General features: G+C 60.1%; 2 protein-coding genes. Both read right to left on the minus strand.

Annotated elements, in window-relative coordinates:
- On the minus strand, positions 1 to 606 hold a 606-nt coding region (locus VL52_RS24895; RefSeq protein WP_046159219.1), incomplete at its 3' end, for an IS3 family transposase.
- Positions 603 to 890: transposase (locus tag VL52_RS22960; protein WP_052729487.1), on the minus strand; the 288-nt coding region annotated here is incomplete at its 5' end. The genes VL52_RS22960 and VL52_RS24895, both read right to left, overlap by 4 nt.

An 890-nucleotide genomic window follows, 5' to 3' on the forward strand; every position in this document is an offset into this window, starting at 1 on the left:
CTGGTAGTCAAAGGCACAGTACTGACTCCCGCGGTCCGAATGCAGAATCACCTCTCCTGAAGGCTGGCGGCGCGCCACTGCCATCGTCAGGGCAGCATGCGCCAGTTCTTGCTGCATTCGATGATGCATGGCCCAGCCCACTATCGCCCGGGAGTGCAAGTCGAGCACCACCGCCAAGTACAGCCACCCTTCACCGGTCCGGATATAGGTCATATCCGACACCCAACGCTGATTGATGTCGCCACCAGCAGCAAATTGTCGCTGCAGCAGATTAGGCGCCACGGGTAGAAGGTGTTGACCACCACTGACGGGTCGACAATGTCTAACCCTGATACCGTTTCGCCGCATCAGGCCCGCGATGCGATGCCGCCCGCAGGCGAAGCCCTGTGCAAGAAGTTCGGCATGAATACGCCGATGGCCATAAATACCATTGACCTCGGCATGCACCAGCCGGATTTCACGTAGTAGTTGTCGGTTCGCCATCTCTCGCGCCGAAGGTGGGCGGTGTAGCCACGCATAGTAGCCACTGCGGGACACACGAAACAGTTGGCACATCGGGGCTACCGGGTAGCGGTCCGACAGCGCCTGAATCGCGCGGAATTTCACTTCGTGGGTTGCGAGAAGATGGCGAGCGCCTTTTTTAGGACATCGCGCTCCATGGTAACGCGGGCCAGCTCATCCCGCAGTCGCTTGAGCTCGGCGGCTTCACCGGTCTGTTTGCCTCGGCCAGGGAAGGCGTCGGGTCCTGCGTCTTGGAGTTGACGCTTCCACTTGCCCAGCAGTGACTCGGTAATGTCAAAGGCTTGGGCAACATGCCGTAACGGGGTGCCGGCAAGCACCTGCTCAACCGCTTCGCGCTTGAGGGCCTCCGGGAAAGTACGTCTGGTCTT

Source organism: Chromobacterium vaccinii, assembly GCF_000971335.1.
GTDB lineage: Bacteria > Pseudomonadota > Gammaproteobacteria > Burkholderiales > Chromobacteriaceae > Chromobacterium > Chromobacterium vaccinii.